A 15,867-nucleotide genomic window follows, 5' to 3' on the forward strand; every position below is an offset into this window, starting at 1 on the left:
GTCACGGCGCCCCGGCATCCCTGCATGGCGCCGTTACTGATAATCGGCAAGAAACGTGAGCACTTGGGGCAAGGAGGCCTCCAGCAGTTGCAATTGGCGCTCTGCCTCGGCCACATCGGCCTGCTTGCTGGCCATCTCCAGCGCCATCACCTGCTGATAGCTCGGCATGGCGCCGTAGCTGCCACAGGATGATTTCATGCTGTGCGCCACCCGAGCCAGCGCCTCCCACTCTCCCTGTTCATAGAGGGGTCTGAGCTGACTCAGCTGCTCGCCCACCTCTTCAATAAAGACTGCGATGACCACGGGCAGCATATCCGGACCGATATCCTCTGCCAGCTGCTGCAACACCTTGCGATCCACCCACTCCATTCGAGGCTCCTCCAGAACGGTATTCAAACAGACCATACTATAGATAGTTTTCGATGTCGTGGCTCACGACCAGGCAGTGATGAAGCACCCGATTGGATGACTCAGGGAATAAAGTGGCAAAAAATGTGATCCGTATCGAAATAGCGATGCTCAAACGCCCGTCAAGACAACAACTTGATTGCCACAAATTAACAATTGATCAACACTCAATGCCGTCAGAGTGATGATGCTCAGCAACACCTCTCATCCCTTTTGCCTTTTATGGCTGCTGCGAAGAACCAGGGTAGGTATCTACCCTGGTATTTTTTTATCTTGCCCAAGCGCAACCCGATTGGTCGCCACCCGCTCCCCAAGCCGGAACAGATTGAATTCGCCGGGGGCCATCTTGATCCAGTTCTCATTGCCGGTCAGCGGCCGCGTCGTGACCAGCGTCACCACATCGTTGGGTGTGGTCTCGCTCTGGAAATCGATCACCACCTCTTCATCCAGCAAACTCGCCTCGCCAAAAGGCGCGCAGCGAGTCAGCCAGTGCAGGTTATTGCTGCAGTAGGTCATCACATACTCCCCGTCCGAGAGCAGCATGTTGAATACCCCAAGCCCCCTGAGCTCATCACACAAGGTGGCCATATAGCGAAACATGGCGGGAAAGTTTGCAGGACGCTTGGGGTACTTCTGCTCCAACCGGTCGAGCAGCCAGCAGAAGGCGTGTTCGCTGTCGGTATCCCCTACCGGACGGTGGCGACCGGTTGGCAGCTTCTTGTAACCGGTCAGCTGACCGTTGTGGGCGAAGGTCCAGTAACGGCCCCACAGCTCACGGGTAAAGGGGTGGGTATTTTCCAGTGACACGCAGCCACGGTTGGCCTGCCGAATGTGGCTGACCACGGCGCAGCTCTTGATGGGCAGCGCCTGTACCAGTCTGGCGATGGGAGATTGGGCGCTGGGCTCGGGATCCTTGAAGGTGCGAAAGCCCTTCCCTTCGTAAAAGGTGATCCCCCAGCCATCCTTGTGGGGCCCGGTCTTGCCGCCGCGCAGCATCAACCCGGTAAAGCTGAAGCAGATATCGGTCGGCACATTGGCACTCATGCCGAGCAGTTCGCACATATCCGGCAGACTCCTTTCATGATTTGGCTTGTGTCATGTTCGACCAGCACGCTGGTTCGACAGACAGCAGGGGAAGGCGCAATCCCTTCCCCTGTGACTGGCAACAACCGGCCGATGGCGAACCATGCTACCGGCGTTGCCCTTGTCTGGTAGTGACAGCCTGATTACTTGGCCATCTCTTTTTCGACCAGCTGGATCAGGATGTGGATCACCTTGATGTGCACTTCCTGAATACGGTCGGCATAGCCAAAGTGCGGAACCCGGATCTCGACATCCGCCAGACCTGCCATCTTGCCGCCATCCTTGCCGGTCAGGGCGATCACTTTCATCCCCTTGGCGCGAGCAGCCTCGATGGCTTTCAGGATATTGCCGGAGTTGCCGCTGGTGGAGATACCAAGCAGCACGTCGCCACGGCGGCCGACCGCTTCTACGTAACGGGAGAAGACATAGTCATAGCCAAAGTCGTTGGAGACGCAGGAGAGGTGGCTCGGATCGGAGATGGCGATACCGGCGTAACCCGGGCGGTTCTCGCGATAGCGACCGGTCAGCTCTTCGGCAAAGTGCATGGCGTCACAGTGGGAACCACCGTTGCCACAAGAGAGCACCTTGCCCTCTTCCTTGAAAGAGTCAGCCAGCAGTTTGGCGGCCGCTTCGATGTTTTTCAGGTTCTGCTCATCAGCCAGGAAGGCCTGCAGCACGCTGGCAGCTTCGGTCAGTTCATTGCGGATCAATTCTTGGTACATGATGTCTCTTCCACTGTTTTTAGTGTGCTTGTAGATCGCGGCTATTCTCGCACAAGCGAATCGCACAGTCGCCCCCCTGCGAGCCACAGCGCTGGCGGCGCGTGAGCGTTATGGGGATCACAGAGAGAAGGTAATGAAGATGTAAACAGCTTGATAACTTTGTGCGTATGAATTACAACAGGGGCCATATCCAACAGGTCAGACCTCTGGATGAGTTACACCAAGTTGGCACATTTATACACGCAAGGAGCAAGCAATGACGACGACCCTCACTCTGCTCGGGGTGATCCTGGTTATCGGAGCCCTGGCCTATCGCCGGGCATCCCTGTTCATCTCCACCCTGGTCACCGGCGCCGCCCTGGTGCTTGGCGCCATCTATGGTCATGTGCCCTTGCTGGTATGGGCGCTGTTCGCGGTGATCGCCATCCCGCTCAATCTGGTGGAATTTCGCCGCAATCAAATAACCAAGCCGCTGTTCAAGATCTACAAATCGATCATGCCGGAGATGTCCCGCACCGAGAAAGAGGCGATTGAAGCGGGCACCACCTGGTGGGAAGCCGATCTGTTCGCGGGCAACCCGGACTGGAAAAAGCTGCACGCCATTCCGGTCAGCACCCTCTCTGCCGAAGAGCAGGCCTTTATGGATGGCCCGGTCGAGGAAGTGTGCCGCATGGTGAGCGACTGGGAAGTGACCCACGAGCGCGCGGATCTCTCCCCCGAGGTGTGGCAATACCTGAAGGACAACAAGTTCTTCGCCATGATCATCAAGAAGAAATATGGCGGTCTGGAGTTCTCTGCCTACGCCCAGTCCTGTGTCCTGCAAAAGCTGTGCGGCGCCAGCGCCGTGCTCGCCTCCACCGTCGGCGTACCCAACTCGCTGGGCCCGGGCGAACTGCTGCAACACTATGGCACTGACGAGCAGAAAGATTACTACCTGCCCCGCCTGGCGGTAGGCAAAGAGATCCCCTGCTTCGCCCTGACCAGCCCGGAGGCAGGTTCGGACGCCGGTTCCATCCCCGACTTCGGTATCGTCTGCAAGGGCGAGTGGGAAGGCAAAGAGGTGCTCGGTATGCGCCTCACCTGGAACAAGCGCTACATCACGCTCGCCCCTATCGCCACCGTCTTGGGTCTCGCCTTCAAACTGCGTGACCCCGAGCACCTGCTGGGTGAAGAGGAAGAGCTCGGCATCACCTGTGCGCTGATCCCGACACACATCAAGGGGGTCGGCATTGGCCGTCGCCACTTCCCGCTCAACGTGCCGTTCCAGAACGGCCCGACCCAGGGCAAGGATGTGTTCGTCCCGCTCGATTTCATCATCGGTGGCCCGGCCATGGCCGGTCAGGGCTGGCGCATGCTGGTCGAGTGTCTGTCGGTCGGTCGCGGCATCACCTTGCCCTCCAACAGCACCGGCGGCGTCAAGATGCTGGCCCTGGCAAGCGGTGCCTACAGCCGCATCCGTCGCCAGTTCAAGCTGCCCATCGGCAAGATGGAAGGGATTGAAGAGCCGCTGGCCCGCATCGGTGGCAATGCCTACATCATGGGCGCCGCAGCCAACCTGACCGTGACCGGCATCGACCTTGGCGAGAAGCCCTCGGTCATCTCCGCCATCGTCAAATACCACCTCACCGACCGTGCCCAGAAGTGCATCATCGATGCCATGGACATCCACGGCGGCAAAGCCATCTGCATGGGCCCCAACAACTATCTGGCCCGTGGCTATCAGGGTGCGCCCATCGCCGTTACGGTAGAAGGGGCCAACATCCTGACACGCAGCATGATCATCTATGGTCAGGGCGCTATCCGCTGCCACCCGTATGTACTGCCGGAGATGCTGGCTGCCAGCCACCCGGATAAAGAGCAGGCGCTGAAAGATTTCGACAAGGCAGTATTCAGCCACGTCGGCTTTGCCATCAGCAACCTGGTGCGCAGCTTCTGGCTCGGTATCACCGGCGCCCGCTTTGCCGCTTCACCGTACAAGGATCAGACCAAGGGCTACTACCAGCAGCTCTCCCGCCTTTCGGCCAACCTGGCGTTCCTGTCAGACATGGCGATGGGCACCCTGGGTGGCGAGCTCAAGCGCAAGGAGCGGGTCTCCGCCCGTCTTGGCGACGTGCTGAGCCAGCTTTATCTGGCCTCCAGTGCCCTCAAGCGCTATCAGGATGAGGGACGCCAGCAGGCCGATCTGCCGCTGCTGCACTGGGCACTGCAAGATGCCATGTTCAAGGCACAAGAGGCGATCGACGAGCTGCTTCGCAACTTCCCGAACCGCTGGATTGGTCTGGCCCTTCGCGCCGTGGTGCTGCCGCTTGGCCGTGACCTGAACCGTCCGTGCGACAAGCTGGACCAGCAAGTGGCCCGCCTGCTGCAAACCCCGAGCGAAACCCGCAGCCGCCTGGCCAAGGGGCAATACCTGACTCGCGAAGAGGGCAACCCCTTCGGTCTGCTGGAGCAGGCGCTCGATGACGTACTGTCCGCCGAGCCGCTGTTCGAGAAAGTCTGCAAGGCTGATGGCATCAAGCGCCCCTTCCTGGCGCTGGACAAGGTGGCCGACATTGGCCTGGCCGCTGGCGTACTGACCCAGAGCGAAGCCGAGCTGCTGCGCCGCGCCGAGGTAAGTCGCCTGCGCACCATCAACGTCGATGATTTTGACCCCATCGATCTGGTGGCCAACAAGAAGCTGTTTGAAGCCTCCGCTTACCATCACGCGGCCTGATAACCAGCTATCGACACGCCTCCCTTGTGGAGGCGTTTTTTATGGGCGCTCACCACTTTTCACGACCCCCGCAGCCACCACTTGCACTCACAGCTCCCCCGACCAGCTGCGGGCCCCGTGTGGTCAGCCGGGAAAAAAGGCACAATAGCCGACAAATCGAATCACCAAGGAAGCCAAGATGACCCTTGAGCACCTGATCCTGTGGCGCCGCGACCTGCACCGCCTGCCGGAAGCCGCCTGGAAAGAGTTTCGCACCACCAGCCTGATTGCCCACCACCTGAGCGAGCTCGGTTATCGCATTGTGCTCGGCGACAAACTGCTGGCCAGCAATCTGATGATGGGGCGTGATGTGGATGTGGCGGCCGAGAAGGCTCGTGCCCGCCGTCAGGGAGCCCATCCCGACTGGCTGGAGCGGATCGGCGATGTCACCGGGCTGATGGGGGAGCTGGATACCGGCCGTCCCGGCCCGACCCTGGCCTTTCGCTTCGATATCGACGCGGTGGAGGTGGAAGAGTCCGATGCCGAACAGCACCAGCCGCAGCAGGAGGGTTTTGCCTCCCACAACAAGGGGTGGATGCACGCCTGCGCCCACGATGGCCACACCGCCATCGGCATGGGGCTGGCCAGCAGCCTGATGGCGATGAAGGAGCAGCTGTGCGGCCGCATCAAGCTCTTCTTCCAGCCCGCCGAAGAGGGGTGCCGCGGTGGCAAGGCGCTGGCCGCCGGGGGGGCACTCGATGACGTGGATGCCCTGCTCTCGCTCCATATCGGTATTCACGCTGGCAGCGGCGAGCTGGTGATCAACCCCACCGAGTTCCTCTGCTCCACCAAGTTCGACGTCCACTTTATGGGCTCCGCCGCCCACGCAGGGCTCGAACCCAACGCTGGCAGCAATGCGCTGGCAGCCGCCTGCATGGCCACCACCGCCATGCTCGGCATTCCCCGCCACCGCGACGGCATGACCCGTATCAACGTCGGCCAGCTCCACGCTGGCAGCGGCCGCAACGTCATCCCCGATCACGCCGAGCTGCGCGGTGAAACCCGCGGCGCCGACAGCACGCTCAACGACTATATGTTCAGTCAGGTACAGCGCATCGTCGAAGGGACTGCCCTCGCCCACGGCGTCACCTACCGCATCATCAAACAGGGCGAGGCTATTGCCCTCGACAACAGCCCGGCACTGCAGGCCGAGCTGGCGGCGCTGGCCCGCAAGCAAGGGCTCGCCACCATCCAGACTCGCCGCTTTGGCGCCAGCGAAGATGCCGGTTTTCTGATGGAGCGGGTGCAAAAGCAGGGGGGCGAAGCGGCTTACCTCATCCTGGGGGCCGATCTGGCGGCGCCGCACCATCACAACGAATTCGATTTCGATGAGCGGGTGATGCAAAGCGGGGTCGAGCTGCTGGCCGCCTGGGCACGCGCACGGCTGGGTGTGGCAGAAGCAGCCCTCTCTTGATATCCCCTCGGCCAGCTCACCGGCTAACGGGATCAAAAAAAGGCGCCTCGGCGCCTTTTTTCTGCAAGAAAAACCTGAGCGCTACTCGCGGAGTTTGCGATGCACATCGGGGCGACCACCGGTCACGCTATCGGCTCGCCCCTCCTCTTTGGCCTTCTCGGCCCGCTTTTTGCGCATCTCGCGGGGATCGGCGATGAGTGGACGGTAGATCTCGATGCGATCGCCGTCGTGCAGCGGCTCGCTCCCTTTCACCGGGCGGCTGTAGATACCGAACTTGTTGACCGACAAGTCAATCTCGGGGTGCTTTTGCACGATGCCGGACTGCTCGATGGCCGCCAGCACGCAAGTCTCGGGCGCCACCCGCAGGGCAATCACCGTCTGCTGCTGCGGCAAGGCATAGACAACCTCGATATTGAGCTGGTCAGACACCGTAGACCTCCTTCGCCCGGTTGGAGAAGGCGGAGACCATGGAGCTCACCAGATCGCGGAATACTTGACCAAATGCCACCTCGATAAGCTTGGAGGTAAACTCGAAATCGAGATCAAACTCCACCTTGCAGGCGTCGACATCGAGCGGGGTAAAGGTCCACCAGCCCGCCAGCTTGCGGAACGGGCCATCCACCAGCTCCATCCTGATCTGGCGGTTCACATCCAGCTGATTGCGGGTGGTAAAGGTCTTGGCAATCCCCGCCTTGGCCACATCGACCGACGCCATCATGTAGTCATCGCCAGCCTCGTGGACACGGCTGCCAACACAGCCGGGCAAAAACTGCGGATAGGCATCCACATCGTTAACCAACTTGAACATCTGTTCTGCACTGAACATCACCAGGGCACTGCGCGTAATTCGGGGCATGGCTTTTCCTCATCCAATCGGCGCGATTTTATCACCATGTTTGGGGTTGTGGAGGTAAAACCTCAGCCAAACCGCTCAGAAAGCCACCACTTGACCTGCTGCGCGTTTTACAGCCGCCCCTGCCTACGTATAATACGAGCCTCCTAGTCATTGCCGGAAATCGCCCGTCATGAGCAAAAAAAACAGTAAAAACAAAGCCGGGTCCAGCACCATTGCACTCAACAGAACCGCGCGCCACGAATACTTCATCGAAGAGAAGATCGAAGCGGGTCTGTCCCTGCAAGGGTGGGAAGTCAAATCCCTGCGGGCGGGCAAGGCCAACATCAGCGAAGCCTATGTCATCTTCCGCGATGGCGAGGCCTATCTGTTCGGCTCCAGCTTCCTGCCACTGCAAGCGGCCTCCAGCCATGTGGTATGTGACCCGACCCGCACCCGCAAACTGCTGCTGAGCCGTCGTGAACTCGACAAGCTCGAAAGCCTGATTGCCCGTCAGGGCTACACCATAGTTCCCCTCGCCCTCTACTGGAAACAGTGCTGGGTCAAGGTCGAGATCGGCCTGGTGAAGGGCAAGAAAGAGCACGACAAGCGCGAAGATACCAAGGCCCGCGAGTGGGATCGGGAAAAAGCCCGCATCATGAAGAACAAGCATCGCGGCTAACCTGCTACTGGCAGGATCAGGACGTCAGTTCACCTTCCCCCAGCGCAGCTGGCTCTTCAGGTTCAGCTGCGTACAATAAATCGGCAAACAGACTGGCTGCCAGAGGGAATGGGTATCAACGCCTTGCTATGACAGCATTTTTGCGTACAATCGCAATTAACAACTTGGGGCTGATTCTGGATTCGACAAGATTCACGAAACCCAAGGTGCATGCCGAGGTGCGGTAGGCCTCGTTAATAAACCGCAAAAAAATAGTCGCAAACGACGAAAACTACGCACTAGCAGCTTAATAACCTGCATAGAGCCCTTCTACCCTAGCTTGCCTGTGTCCTAGGGAATCGGAAGGTCATCCTTCACAGGACCGTGTGGAAGTCCTGCTCGGGGCGGAAGCATTAAAACCAATCGAGCTAGTCAATTCGTGGCGTGTCTCTCCGCAGCGGGTTGGCGAATGTAAAGAGTGACTAAGCATGTAGTGCCAAGGATGTAGTAATTTTGGACGGGGGTTCAAATCCCCCCAGCTCCACCAAACGTTTGGAAAGGGCCACCTCGCAAGAGGTGGCCCTTTTTTATCGAGTTTATCCAGGGTGAAAGCCTCAACGTCTCATAGAAAGCGCAGGGGAATATCTGCACTGGGGGCGGTCACGTCCACAAACTGGTCAATACCTCGCCACAACCGGGCATGCTCACGGACTGCCTGCTGATAGGCCCAGGTTGCGATGGCGGTAGAACGCTCTGCATCGACGCTCACCAAGGGAGCCAGCTCGCCCGTGAGGTACACCCCGTGGGTCAGGATATTCTGCTCATACCAGGCATCCCTGTGCTCGGGAGCGGCGAGAAAATCCCGTTTGCTCCGGTTACAGTTGGCGTGTGCCAGTACGAAGTTGTGGCCCAAATCGATTGGATAACGACGCCAGGGGATGAAATGGTCTACCTCACCACTCCCGTGTATCGCCTTGTTACAGTAAAAACAGGTTCCCCCCTGCAAGTCCCTCAATACCTCTCCTACTCGCCCCAGCGCCTGACGGCTTGAACCAAATAGAAAATTCTCCAACCCCACACTGGGGCCAATCAGTGGCTGATTACCCTTGATGTCGCAGATAAGCTGTAACCAATGCTGTCGAGAGAGGGAGACCACCAGATCGTAAAAGCGGTGGAGACAGTAGAGAATGCCGGGGTTAAGGCAGATATGATCCGCGCCCCTTTGATGAGGATAGAGGTGACACTCCTCTCGCCCACCCAGGATCTGCAGACGCCACAAGGGCCCCTCAACAAGGATCCGCCGAACTCGGGCAAGAAGAGGCCGCCAGGCGTCGTGACGACGCAGTGTAGTCACCGAGCGGACACCCTCTTCACGCAGCCGCGACAACTCCGTCAGCATGATGGCCTGACGACCGCTGCTCTGTTTGAGCAAGGTGGCCGTTTCTCCCGTCGCCGAGTAGGGCAGACTGTGCTGCCAATAGAGCTCCACAAACTTGGTGGCCAGTTCGTCCAGCGTAATAGTGCGCGCCGCCATCAGCTCATGGGTCTCGGTACTGCGCTCAATTGCAATATCTGCAATCCCGTGAAGCAAGGCGCACTTGTAAGTGGCAACAAAGTCGCCTTCGGTAAAGATGCGTTGCAGATAGGCAATAAAAGCGAGTTGTTGCTCAGAGGAGGCGTGCATGCTCGCTCCCAAGGATCAGACTCTGCCAACTCAACCCGGTACGCGCCAAGGCATCCCCCTGTGGTTCTGACACATGGAGCAGTGTCATCCCCTCCGCCAATGCAAGCCGCTCCACTTCATCGACAGCTACCGGATACATGGCTCGCTCCCGCATCTCCAGCTCCGACACAGTCAGGCGAAGACTCAGTACCAGATAGCCGTCTGGTGAGAGCAGCTCATGAAGACGTGCCAGAGCCAAGGGTCGAGACTCCGGGGGTAGATGCATCCAGACAGCACTGAGCAAAATCAGATCAAAAGTACCGGTCACGCGAGAGAGAGCAGGCATAGCGTCATTGACCCACGCCACCGCTGCCTCACGGGTATGACATTGCCCCTGCGCAGCAAGTGCCTGACAGGGCTCGGCAGCGACCACAGTGTTGCCCTGATGGAGCTCGGCTAAAAACGCAGCATCCCGACCACTGCCAGCCCCCACATCAAGCACCCTGCGCGGTGCAGCCAAAAGCCAAGGCTCCAGCAGAGTGAGCCAGTCGCCGTGAACGGCGCGCGCAGATACCTGTTGGTAACGAGTCGCCAATTCGGTGGCATGGCACTGGTAGTAGTCGAGGGACACAATGCGTTCCAAACGGAAAAGGAAGTAAAATAATCTCACAAGATCAGTTAGTTGGCCATGGCCAGAACGACACTTTCCCAACATGAACGATTAATCGGGCAGCGGCATTTACAAAACCGGGTGTCCGCCAAAAGAACCGCGGCCAGAGGGCTCTGAATGATGCCACCATTCAACATTTCGGGTAATATTCGGCCAACTCACTGATCTCTTGGCACTTATTATCGCCATGAGAGGTCAACGCCAGATGGAGATGGCTATTAATGAACTCGACTGATGTCGTGACCCTGTTTGGGGATGACAAGATTCTTTCCTTTGACCTTGAACTGACCCGGGACGAAAAACTCCGTCATCTGGGGGCGCGCCTGGCTAGTCGTGAACTCAATCTCAAGGGCCCGCAGGATCTCGCACTCAAGGAGTTAAATGCGCTGGCACAAGGGGCGGATGTGATCCTTGGTCACAATATTCTCGATTTTGATCTTCCCTGGTTGGCCAAACAGGCTGTACGCCCTCAGTTACTTCTCGAAAAGCCGGTAATAGATACCCTCTATCTATCTCCCCTTGCCTTTCCCAAAAACCCCTATCACCGCTTGGTCAAGGATTACAAACTGGTCCGGGACACCCTCAATGATCCGGTCGCGGATGCAAGGCTCGCCTTGCAGATCTTCTCGGAACAGTTGACGGCTCTGCAAACCTTACCCCAGCCCCAATTGCAGCTTTATCAATATCTGTTCGACCAGGGAGTCATGGCGCAATTCAAGACTCAGGGTCTGTCACTGGTGTTTGCCAGACTGACAGGCCGCCCGCCAGTGCGGGTCTCGGAGCTACCCACTCTCATCAAGAGCATTGCCCATGAGAAAGCGTGCCCCAATCAGCTCAACCGAGTGATTGGTGATGCCCTGCGTCAACCCATGCTGTTGTTACCATTGGCTTATGCCTGCGCCTGGTTGCCCGTGTCTGGCGGGAACTCCGTGTTGCCCCCCTGGATTTGGCGCCGCTTCCCCCAGACTGCAGAGATCATTCACACAGTTCGTGAACGTCACTGCGGTCATGCCGACTGCAGCTACTGCCAGGAGAACCACGACGCACGCCGCCATCTGCAGCGAATTTTCGAGCTCGACAACTTCCGCAACTTGCCTGATGGGACACCATTGCAGAAGACCTTGATCGAGGAAGCCATGGCTGGCGTTGCATTGCTCGGCATACTCCCAACCAGCGGTGGCAAGTCGCTCTGCTACCAGCTCCCGGCACTGGTGCGTAACCAGCGAAGCGGTGCTCTCACGGTCGTGATATCCCCCCTGCAGGCACTGATGAAGGATCAGGTGGACAACCTTAAACACAAGGCCGGTATTGAAGGGGTTGCCGCTATCTCGGGGCTGCTGACGTTACCAGAGCGAGGCGCGATTCTTGAACAGATCCGCATGGGGGATATCGCCTTGCTCTATATCTCCCCTGAGCAGCTGCGCAACCGCACAGTCAAACAAGCAATACGACAACGTCAGATCGGTGGCTGGGTATTTGACGAAGCGCACTGCCTGTCGAAATGGGGGCATGATTTTCGCCCTGACTATCTCTACTGCGCCAAGGCCATCGCCACAATTGCCAAGGAACAGCAGGTCCCCATGCCTCCTGTCTTCTGCTATACCGCGACCGCCAAACCGGATGTGATTGAGGATATTTGCGCCCAGTTTCTCGATAAACAACCCAGACCTCTTCTCAGACTGGAAGGCGGGGTTGAACGTACCAACCTCGAATATGCCGTCGTTGAGTGTCCCGGTCTCAACAAACAGGGCCATATCCTTAACCTGCTCGAGCAGTTCTTCGGTGAGGAAAAGCCCGGTTCCTGCGTTATCTACTGCGCAACCAAGCGCAGCGTGGACGAGCTGGCTGATTTCCTCGGTCAGCAACAATCCCTCCCTGTCTCGCGCTTTTACGCCCGAATGGACAGTGCACAGAAAAAAGCGACTCTCGAACAATTTATCAATGGCGAGATCCGGGTCATCTGCGCGACCAACGCCTTCGGGATGGGGATCGACAAGGATGATGTGCGTTTGGTGATCCATGCCGATATCCCCGGCTCCCTCGAAAACTATCTACAGGAAGCGGGACGAGCGGGACGCGATACAGCACAAGCTCACTGCGTACTGCTGTTTGATGAACAGGATATCGAGAAACAGTTCCAGCTCGAGGCCATGAGTGAAGTCAGCCTGCGCGATATCAAACAGATCCTGCGCGGAATAAGACTCAGGGCCAGCAAAGGAGGCAAGCAGGATAACAACTCGCCACTGGTCGCCACCAGTGCAGAGCTCATCAACCAGCCAGAGGTAGAAACCAGCTTTGCTGCCGATGACAGCAATGCGGATACCAAAGTCAAGACAGCTATTGCCTGGCTCGAACGAGCGGGCTATCTGGAACGCAGTGACAACATCACTCAGGTATTTCAGGGTCGTCCCCTGTTTGCATCCACCGAGGAGGCGATGAAAAGGGTAGAGAGTCTGAAACTGGCCCCCAAGGCCAAAGCCATATGGCAAGCGGTTATCCAGGCGCTGATGAGTGCTGCCGACGATGATGGCCTCAGTGCCGATACCATCGCCGAAGAGGCAGGCCAATACATGGCAGACAAGGGAAGTGGTGTTCAGGCCAGCGAAGTGATGCGGGTACTCACCCAGATGGCGGATGTCGGTCTGCTCTCTCAGGGGATGTTACTGACTACCTGGCTTCGCCCCAAAGGAAGAGACAATGCCCGGGTGCTCTGCGGGCAAGTACACAGCATTGAAAAGGCGATGCTGGACACCTTGCGTGAAAGAGAACCCGAACCTGATACAGGGCAAGGGCTGATCTTTAACATTCGACTGGTCAATCAGGCCATCAAAGATCTGGGGCATGGGCGGTGTAACCCTGGCTTGCTGCGCAATTTGCTGACCAGCTGGGCCCAGGATGGTCGCTCGGGGGGCGAGAAAGGCTCCATTGATGTCAAATATCTCTCTCGGGATCTTTACCAACTCACCTTCAACCGAACCTGGTCCCAGATTGAGCAGACAATTGATCAACGCCATCGCGTCACAGGCGCCACCCTCGATTTTCTTTACACCCTGTTGGCAAGCAGCGAAGAGAGTGTCCAGCGCCAGGTAATGCTGTCATTTGCCCTGGAACAACTGGTCAAATACCTGCGAGAAGACATGGATGTGGCTCAGCTAATGAACAAGCGGGAGGCAAGCAGCCAGCAGGAGTGGTTGCTCAAAGGAGCAGAGCGGGCACTGCTCTATCTGCATGAGCAACACGCCATCGTACTGCAAAATGGTCTTGCAGTGTTCCGAAGCGCCATGACCCTCACGCTGACGGCTGAGCGGCAGCAACAATACAACAAGGCAGACTATCAGCCGCTTGAGCATCACTATCGCCAGAAGGTGATTCAGATCCATGTGATGAATGAATACGCCCGCATCAGCCTGGAGCACTTCAAGAAAGCCAAAAAGCTGGTGACAGACTACTTCTCCATGGAAGCTGACAAGTTCCTCGGTCACTACTTCAAAGGGCGCAACAAGATCCTGGAGCTGGCGACCAGCGAACACTCCTGGAAGCGCATTGTCGAAGATCTTCACAACCGTGCCCAGGAGCAGATCGTCCAGGCACCGCCCGAGCAAAACTTGCTGGTACTGGCAGGCCCGGGTTCAGGCAAGAGCAAGGTGATTATCCACCGCTGCGCCTATCTGATGCGGGTCAAGCAGATCTCCCCCTCGCGGATCATGTTGCTCTGTTACAACCATAATGCGGCGATGTCCCTGCGCCGACGCCTGGCCGAACTGCTCGGACGCGATGGAGCAAGGGTCTCGGTATTCACCTTTCACGGTCTCGCCATGAGTCTGACGGGCAATGCGGTGCAAAACCGGACATCCGACGATATCGACTTTACCACCATCATTGATGACGCAATCAAGCTGCTCCGGGGAGAGCAGAACCAGCTCGGTCTCGAATTGGAAGAGCAGCGAGAACGACTGCTGGGAGGACTGCAATTTCTGCTCGTCGACGAGTATCAGGACATTGATGAACAACAATACCAGCTTATCGCGGCACTGGTGGGCAAAAGCGAAGAGGATGAGGAGGCCCAACTGCATCTGATGGCTGTGGGTGATGATGACCAATCGATCTACGCCTTTCGCGACGCGAACGTCAGCTTTATTCGCCGCTTTGAGCAAGACTACAACGCACAGACTCACTTCCTGACCTGGAACTATCGTTCCACCGCCCACATCATCGAGACCTCCAACCGCCTGATTGAGCACAATCAGGATCGCATGAAGCGTACACATCCCATCGAGATCGACGACAGGCGTAAGATGGAAGTGGCTGGGGGGCACTGGGAGGGGATGGAGACAGCACAGGGTCGCGTCATCATCCAGCAGTGCCAGGATGCAGCCCAACAGGCAGCCGAGGTCGTGAGACATATCGCGCTTATCCGTGAGAAGACTCCCACTTGCCCACTGGAATCTATCGCCGTGCTGGCCCGTAATGGGCTGGAGAAGGAGGAACTGGCCTGGGTTCGCTCAGCGCTGGCAGATGCCGATATTCCCTGTCGTTTTACTCTGGATAAAGAGAACGGTTTTCCTGTGCATCGCTGCCGTGAAATCTTGCGCTATCAGAATTGGCTACAACAGCAAGGTCATGCCCTGCTGACAGCGGAGCAACTTGCTGCACCTCTCCCTCCACTCTCACTGGCCAACCGTTGGGAGGAGCTACTGCACGATCTGATTGCTCAGTGGCAAGCCAGCCAGGGAGAGCATGCTCTTTCTGCCCACCACTTCCTGATGTTCCTCTACGAGTATTTGAGCGAGCAAAAACGCCAGATCCGCTTCGGTAAAGGAGTGTTGTTAAGTACGGTGCATGGGGTTAAGGGGGAGGAGTATCGCCATGTGATACTTCTCGACGGCGGCTGGCAACGCGTAGCGGAGCTATCGAACTGTAACCTGGAAGAGGAGCGGCGCCTCTTCTATGTGGGGATGACACGTGCTATCGAAAGGCTGGTTCTCATGGCTCGCCACGATCAACGTAATCCCCATATTCCACTGATCGCCTCCCACTGCTACGTGCAGAGACCTAACGCAACCCGACCGGACAGACTACGCCGCTTCGCCATGATGGGTATGTCGCAACTGGTGTTGGGCTATGCCGGACGCAGTAGCGAGACTCATCGTATCCACCGCCTGCTCAGTCAGATAAAGGTTGGCGATGCCGTGCGTATCGCTCCCGATAAAAACAACAAGCTTCATGTGTATCACCAGAATCACGAAATAGCTCGCCTCTCCCTGCTCGGCGAAGAGACCTGGAAATTCGACATGAATAGCATCCGTGAAGCCCGAGTGATTGCTCTGGTGGAACGACGTAAAGAACAGGAGAAAGAAGAGTATCAACCCCAGATATGCAGCGAGCGCTGGGAGATCCCAATCATTGAGTTGGAGTTGTAACATCAGGTCTTAGTACAGCAAAACGGTGACCAGCGGCAGTTTTCATCAGATGGCCCATCCAGAGCCATATCTGTATTCATTTTGCCGATCGCAAGGTGCTGCCAGTTCGGCTATTTCCAATGTTGCTTGCTCCTCGCCACAAACCGAAACAAAAGTTGCATATTTTAGGATATCTCTCATCGTGCCATCATGAGCAAGATCCATATGACACACAGTTTATGGTTGCTTTAATGGCCATAAAA

At 57.5% G+C, this 15,867-nt stretch carries 11 protein-coding genes and 1 other RNA gene; 5 read left to right on the forward strand and 7 right to left on the reverse strand.

The features are described from left to right. Positions 1 to 33: 33 nt before the first annotated feature. The 3 genes from G5154_RS06295 to lpcA all read right to left on the reverse strand — a co-directional run bounded on the left by G5154_RS06295 (position 34) and on the right by lpcA (position 2,213). Positions 34 to 369 (reverse strand): Hpt domain-containing protein, encoded by a 336-nt coding sequence (locus G5154_RS06295; protein ID WP_421250546.1) that lies wholly within the window; start codon positions 367 to 369, stop codon positions 34 to 36. Between the two features lie 291 nt (positions 370 to 660). After that, a complete protein-coding gene (locus tag G5154_RS06300) occupies positions 661 to 1,470 on the reverse strand; it encodes a class II glutamine amidotransferase (protein WP_227340991.1) in 810 nt (269 codons plus the stop codon). A 164-nt stretch (positions 1,471 to 1,634) separates the two neighbouring features. After that, on the reverse strand, positions 1,635 to 2,213 hold the full coding sequence (gene lpcA, locus G5154_RS06305; RefSeq protein ID WP_005334485.1) for a D-sedoheptulose 7-phosphate isomerase: 579 nt from the start codon (positions 2,211 to 2,213) through the stop codon (positions 1,635 to 1,637). A gap of 256 nt (positions 2,214 to 2,469) precedes the next feature. On the opposite strand from lpcA, the gene fadE reads away from it, so the two are divergent. Together fadE and G5154_RS06315 are read left to right on the forward strand one after the other, a co-directional pair. Next, on the forward strand, positions 2,470 to 4,926 hold the full coding sequence (fadE, locus tag G5154_RS06310; protein ID WP_335833844.1) for an acyl-CoA dehydrogenase FadE: 2,457 nt from the start codon (positions 2,470 to 2,472) through the stop codon (positions 4,924 to 4,926). Positions 4,927 to 5,104: 178 nt separating this feature from the next. After that, positions 5,105 to 6,379 carry an amidohydrolase gene (locus G5154_RS06315; RefSeq protein ID WP_245095414.1) on the forward strand — a complete coding sequence of 425 codons (1,275 nt, stop codon included), beginning with the start codon at positions 5,105 to 5,107 and terminating at the stop codon, positions 6,377 to 6,379. Positions 6,380 to 6,460: 81 nt separating this feature from the next. On the opposite strand, the gene G5154_RS06320 is transcribed toward G5154_RS06315, so the two are convergent. Continuing rightward, complete coding sequence (locus G5154_RS06320; protein WP_058059898.1) at positions 6,461 to 6,808, reverse strand: RnfH family protein; 348 nt, start codon at positions 6,806 to 6,808, stop codon at positions 6,461 to 6,463. Further along, the gene (locus tag G5154_RS06325) at positions 6,801 to 7,235 is read right to left on the reverse strand and encodes an SRPBCC family protein (protein ID WP_005334496.1); all 435 of its coding nucleotides are present in this window, start codon (positions 7,233 to 7,235) and stop codon (positions 6,801 to 6,803) included. Before G5154_RS06325 ends, G5154_RS06320 begins: the two co-directional genes overlap by 8 nt. 169 nt (positions 7,236 to 7,404) lie before the next feature. On the opposite strand from G5154_RS06325, the gene smpB reads away from it, so the two are divergent. After that, complete coding sequence (gene smpB / locus G5154_RS06330) at positions 7,405 to 7,893, forward strand: SsrA-binding protein SmpB (protein WP_005334498.1); 489 nt, start codon at positions 7,405 to 7,407, stop codon at positions 7,891 to 7,893. A 166-nt stretch (positions 7,894 to 8,059) separates the two neighbouring features. Beyond that, positions 8,060 to 8,419: a transfer-messenger RNA gene (gene ssrA, locus G5154_RS06335) on the forward strand. A 75-nt stretch (positions 8,420 to 8,494) separates the two neighbouring features. Here ssrA and G5154_RS06340 read toward each other — a convergent pair. Then, positions 8,495 to 9,556, reverse strand: coding sequence for an HNH endonuclease (locus G5154_RS06340; RefSeq protein WP_421250547.1), 1,062 nt, complete (start codon positions 9,554 to 9,556; stop codon positions 8,495 to 8,497). After that, the gene (locus G5154_RS06345) at positions 9,540 to 10,166 is read right to left on the reverse strand and encodes a class I SAM-dependent methyltransferase (protein ID WP_337926474.1); all 627 of its coding nucleotides are present in this window, start codon (positions 10,164 to 10,166) and stop codon (positions 9,540 to 9,542) included. Before G5154_RS06345 ends, G5154_RS06340 begins: the two co-directional genes overlap by 17 nt. A 260-nt stretch (positions 10,167 to 10,426) precedes the next feature. Between G5154_RS06345 and G5154_RS06350 the strand changes: the two genes are divergently transcribed. Then, entirely contained in the window at positions 10,427 to 15,625 is a 5,199-nt protein-coding gene (locus G5154_RS06350) for a RecQ family ATP-dependent DNA helicase (RefSeq protein WP_421250548.1), read from the forward strand. The last annotated feature ends 242 nt before the right edge of the window (positions 15,626 to 15,867 follow it).

This window comes from Aeromonas sp. 600527 (genome assembly GCF_049175415.1).
In the GTDB taxonomy this organism is placed as follows: domain Bacteria; phylum Pseudomonadota; class Gammaproteobacteria; order Enterobacterales; family Aeromonadaceae; genus Aeromonas; species Aeromonas veronii_A.